The following is a 4,425-nucleotide window of genomic DNA, read 5'->3' on the forward strand; positions in this document are numbered from 1 at the left end:
GATGAAAGTCAGTGACCAGGAACGCTACGAGATGATTCAGCGTCATGCCTATTTCCTGGCTGAAGCAAGGAATTTCCATCCTGGCCACGAGCAGGACGACTGGCCTGAAGCAGAACGTTTCGTGGACGAGATGCTGAAAAAGCGTTGATCCCCGGAATGGTGGAGTCCCCTGTTGTCCTGGTGCAAGCCGGGATTCAGGGGAGTGCTCCCCTTTGGTACTGAAGTTTTTGTCTAACCGGGCAACTGCGTAATGGCCGCCAGTTTCTGCCCGTACAAATAAGTCAGTATCATCAGGGCGGGAACGATCAGGCCGAAGCCACGTACGATCCTGCGGATTACCGGGCTGGCGTGGTTCAGTTCCATGAACTGATCGATAATCAGCCGTCCCTTGATGGTCGTAATCACCGCTACGCTTACCGTGACCCAGAACCCCGGTTGGGCGTATTCCCCCATTAGCGTACCGCTCAGAGTAAGCACCATGAGCAGCATCCAGCTGAGCGTGAGTTTAGCGGCGGTCATGGCAGCACATAGAAAAGCGGAAATATCATCAGCCAGATCAGGTCCGTGGCATGCCAGTAGCTGGCGAATGCCACCAGGCCATTGTGATTGTCGGCACTGTAGCCGCCAAAGCCGGTTCTGAACATGATCCATACCAGCCCCAGCAGTCCCCAGCTCACATGGACCAGATGGTTGAAGGTCAGATAGTAGTAGGACATCTGAAACACGTCACCGCCACCCACCACACCGTGGCCGATGTTCCAGCGAATCTCCAGTGCCTTGACCACAGGATAACCAGCACCTGCCACAAAGGCGGCAATCAGCCAGCGCAATGCAATGCCGGAACAGTCCCGGCGTATGGCGAGTACGGCTCGGGCCACGAAATAGCTGCTCGTCAGCATAATGACTGTGTTGGCGGTGCCGGCAGCCAGAGAAAGCTTTTGCGGCCCTTCGTGAAAAGCCTGGGGGTGATTGATGCGGGCGAAGAAGTACACCAGAAACATCAGGGTGAATTCTGTCAGTTCGGCAAAGATGCCTACCCAGATGGCACGGTTGCCGGGGATGCCCGTATGCCCGTCACTCGTGACATGTTCAACAGGAAGTTCGTGCACTGCAATTCCTACGGGGAAGCAGGATGTGCGCTCAGAGGTTCTGCAAAGAAATCGAAGAACATCCACATCAGTATGGATGAAGTCAACAGGGTGAGTAACATAGCTGGCGTACCCTTGCGGAACCACAGCCCGGGTGTGATGCGCATACTTTCGTCACCGGTGTCTTTGGCAAGACGCTCCGATATGGTCACGATGAACACGTTGGCAGTCGATCCGAGGTGGGTGCCGTTGCCGCCCATGCCGACACCGATGGCCAGGGCCCACCACAATGGCGTGATATTGATACCCTGCTGTTCGAAGCCGAGCAGTATGGGAATCATGGCGGCGGTGAAAGGAATGTTGTCTATCATAGCTGACAGGAAAGCGGCGCCCCACATGAGAACAATGGATGCGAGGAGCAGATCGGACTCGACGAACGGACGGATATACTGACCCACGTATTCCAGGAAATGGCTGTGTTCGACGCCACCTACCAGTACGAACAGAGAGACAAAGAACATCAGCAGGCTCATTTCCACATCCTGAAAGGTTCTGTCCATGTCCACGTTTTTACCGATGAATAAAAGAATGGTCAGACCCAATACAGCCACCATCCAGGGTTCCCAGTGCAGTGCCTGGTGGATGATAAAGAGAACGACCATCGTTGCCAGCACGCCCAGCGCGGCATACCAGGTTTGAGGGTCTGCCAGTTTTTCCAGATTCGAAAAGTCCGGCTGGGTTGTCTCTTGCCGAAGTTCCCTGGAGAACAACCATTTCTGCGCCAGCAGGATGCTGATCCAGGCTGCGAAGACAATGCCGCCCATGTGAATGAAAAATGTATCGAAGTCAATGTTTGCTGCAGAACCGATCATCAGGTTGGGTGGGTCGCCGACCAGGGTTGCGACGCCACCGGTGTCCGACAGAAGTGCTGTAGCCAGCAGGTAGGGCACTGGGCTGACCTTGAGTGCCTGGCAGATGAGGATAATCAATGGACCGAATATGACTACCGTAGTGACATTGTCCAGCAACAGGGAGATGACGGTAACTGCAGTGCCCAGCAGTGCCAGCAACATGAACTGTCGCCCGTTGCTGATATCGGCGATACGATAAGCAAGTGCCTGGAAGCCTCCGGTGGGTATCATGATGGATACGATGGTCATCATGGCGCCCAGCAGAAAGACCACATTCCAGTCGATAGCCTGCAATGCCAGTTCGGGATCGTAGAACCCCATGATCTGGCCTGCGACAATCATGGCTGCGGCGCCACCCATGGCAAACTTGGAGCGATGGAAACCGTGTACACCTTCGGTAAAAATGCCGATAAAGGTAGCAGCCAGAATTGCGCCTGAAACAGCCATCTGCGTGTTCCAGGTCAATGTTTCAGTAATGACATGAGGTTCCATAAATACTCCGCTTTAAAAAAACCAGGTTCATCATAACCACAATAACGATCAAGAATAACACGGTCATGATGCCGCCTGCCCTGATGAAATCTGGCACCCGGTAGCCGCCAGGACCCATGATCAGTGCATTCACCTGATGGGTGGGAATGAGGAAGGAATTGGAGGTTGCGATGGCGACGGTCAGAGCAAACACAGCCGGATTGCCGCCGGCACCGATGGCGATGTTCACCGCCAGGGGTACCAGTAGTACAGTCGCGCCCACGTTGGACATGACCAGGGTAAAGAAGGTGGCCAGTGCAGCCACAGCGGTCTGAATGATCCAGACAGGCATGTCGCCAATCACCACAAGCACCTGATCTGCAATCCATTTTGCCGTACCGGAGGTTTCCACCGCCAGACCCAGAGGAATCAGGGATGCCATCAGGAAGACAGTTTTCCAGCTCACGGCCTCATAGGCTTCCTCGATTTTCAGCACGCCAGACAGCACCATGCCGATGGTGCCGGTTAGCAGTGCCACGGACAGGCGGATGTCGGTAAACAGCACCATGGAAAGAGCGATAGCAAAGAAAACAGCCGCTGGCAGCACCTTGTGAGGGCGCATTTCGTTCTCGCGGGGATACTCTGTGGTGATGACCACGAAATCACGATCCTTCTCTATTCTGGCCAGGGCATCCCAGGCGGTATGAACTACCAGGATATCGCCGGCCTGGAAGGGAATGTTGCGGATGTCGTCACCTTCGCGCAGGGTCTTGCCGTCGCGATGCAAACCGATCATGGCCAGCCCGTAGGTTTTGCGCATCCAGACATCCCGGGCACTTTTGCCAATCAGGCTGGAGCCAGGCGGGATAAGCACTTCAGCGATGCCTGCTTTGCTGGTGGACAGGTCATCCACGAAGGTACGCATGACCTCGCGTTTCTTCAGATTATATTTTTCAACGAAATGATCGAGATCATGAGGGTCTGCAACAACGCCCAGCACCATGCCTGCCTGGATTTCCACATCGCGTGCCAGGGCGCCGGGACCCACCCGGTTGCCTTCACCCGGTCGTTTGGTGGTGATGATGCGCACCCTATAGGTGGTCTCGACATCGTCGAGCATTTTGCCGACCAGATTGCTGTTGTCTGTAACCACCACTTCGGTGACCGCGTAGTCCACGCCATAAACATCATGAAAGTAGCCCATGGGGTCTGATCCCTTGGTGCTGCTTTCCTCGGATACGGCCTTGGGCAGAACGAAGTACAGGATGCCCGTTGTTACCAGGGCAATGCCCACCGGTGTGACGGAGAACAGCCCCCAGGTATCCATTTGCTGATCTGCCGGCAGCGCTTTGTTCGAAGTGAGTATCAGATCATTGAGCAGGATAAGCGGACTGGAGCCGACCATCGTCATGGTGCCGCCAAGAATTGCAGTAAATCCCATGGGCATGAGCAGCCGGGACATGGGCAGGCCGGAACGGGCAGAGATGCGCGATACAACCGGCAGGAACAGGGTGGCAGCGCCCACATTCTGCATGAAAGAGGAGATGAAACCCACTGTTGCCGAAATGATGGGGATGATGCGTTTTTCCGTCGTGCCACCGACCTTGAGAATGAAGGCCGCCACCTTGCTCATGATGCTTGTCTTGTCCAGTCCCGCGCCAATGATCATGACAGCGATGATGGACATGACGGCATTGGAGGAGAAGCCGTCGAAAAGGTGTTTGTTGTCCACCAGCCCCTGCTCGAGTCCCATCAGCGGCGCGAACAGAGTGGTTAGTCCCAGCAGCACCATCACCGTGGTGGCGGCAACATCCACTCCCACTACTTCGAAGATAAAAAGGGCTCTTCCCCTGATTGAGTGGGCGCCCATCATCTAGTAATCCCATCAGGGTAAAGATCCAACCCGCCGAGATGGAAGTAAATGGCATTGGCAAACCGCTCTTTATTGCGGAAGC

Annotated in this window: 5 protein-coding genes; 1 reads left to right on the forward strand and 4 read right to left on the reverse strand. The window is 55.0% G+C overall.

What is annotated here, in order from left to right; genetic code table 11:
- Positions 1 to 31 precede the first annotated feature (31 nt).
- Positions 32 to 148 (forward strand): DUF2934 domain-containing protein, encoded by a 117-nt coding sequence (locus ACOCD2_RS13135; protein WP_419589567.1) that lies wholly within the window; start codon positions 32 to 34, stop codon positions 146 to 148.
- 83 nt (positions 149 to 231) lie between these two features.
- Here ACOCD2_RS13135 and ACOCD2_RS13140 read toward each other — a convergent pair whose 3' ends face one another.
- Genes ACOCD2_RS13140 through ACOCD2_RS13155 form a run of 4 tightly spaced genes read right to left on the reverse strand, consistent with a single transcriptional unit; the run spans position 232 to position 4,343 of the window.
- Positions 232 to 519, reverse strand: coding sequence for a cytochrome C oxidase subunit IV family protein (locus ACOCD2_RS13140; protein ID WP_293650570.1), 288 nt, complete (start codon positions 517 to 519; stop codon positions 232 to 234).
- Positions 516 to 1,109: a cytochrome c oxidase subunit 3 family protein gene (locus ACOCD2_RS13145; RefSeq protein ID WP_305800315.1), complete on the reverse strand. Its 594-nt coding sequence runs from the start codon at positions 1,107 to 1,109 to the stop codon at positions 516 to 518. The genes ACOCD2_RS13140 and ACOCD2_RS13145 overlap by 4 nt, the downstream gene beginning before the upstream one ends.
- Before the next feature lie 8 nt (positions 1,110 to 1,117).
- Positions 1,118 to 2,446 (reverse strand): SLC13 family permease, encoded by a 1,329-nt coding sequence (locus ACOCD2_RS13150; RefSeq protein WP_293648823.1) that lies wholly within the window; start codon positions 2,444 to 2,446, stop codon positions 1,118 to 1,120.
- 22 nt (positions 2,447 to 2,468) lie between these two features.
- The gene (locus tag ACOCD2_RS13155; RefSeq protein ID WP_293652677.1) at positions 2,469 to 4,343 is read right to left on the reverse strand and encodes an SLC13 family permease; all 1,875 of its coding nucleotides are present in this window, start codon (positions 4,341 to 4,343) and stop codon (positions 2,469 to 2,471) included.
- Positions 4,344 to 4,425 lie beyond the last annotated feature (82 nt).

Origin of the sequence: Thiolapillus sp. (assembly GCF_048562965.1) — a bacterium.
GTDB classification, from domain to species: domain Bacteria; phylum Pseudomonadota; class Gammaproteobacteria; order Chromatiales; family Chromatiaceae; genus Thiolapillus; species Thiolapillus brandeum_A.